Origin of the sequence: Pseudoalteromonas sp. S3260, assembly GCF_005886925.1 — a bacterium.
GTDB lineage: Bacteria > Pseudomonadota > Gammaproteobacteria > Enterobacterales > Alteromonadaceae > Pseudoalteromonas > Pseudoalteromonas tetraodonis.
Window position 1 is genome coordinate 1 of sequence record NZ_PNCV01000432.1, and the last position, 291, is coordinate 291.

At 42.3% G+C, this 291-nt stretch carries 1 protein-coding gene; it reads left to right on the forward strand.

Annotated elements, in window-relative coordinates; translation table 11 throughout:
- On the forward strand, positions 1 to 291 hold a 291-nt coding region (locus CWC14_RS19090), incomplete at both ends, for an AI-2E family transporter (RefSeq protein ID WP_138564433.1).

A 291-nucleotide genomic window follows, 5' to 3' on the forward strand; every position in this document is an offset into this window, starting at 1 on the left:
TGACCCTGGGAAAATGATTGATGTAGCTACCAACATGTTAACTGGGCTAGGCGGGGTGATGGCTAACCTGTTTTTAATCATCATTACCGTGGTGTTTATGTTATTTGAAGGACCCAGTATTAGTCGCAAAATTCACTTAGCGTTAGATGACCCAGATATGAAAATGGCGCAAATCGACCGTTTTCTTGAGTCCATTAACTCGTATTTGGCGATTAAAACCTTAGTTAGCTTAGCGACAGGCTTTTTAGCGACCATGGTATTGTGGGCGCTGGACGTCGACTACTTTATTTT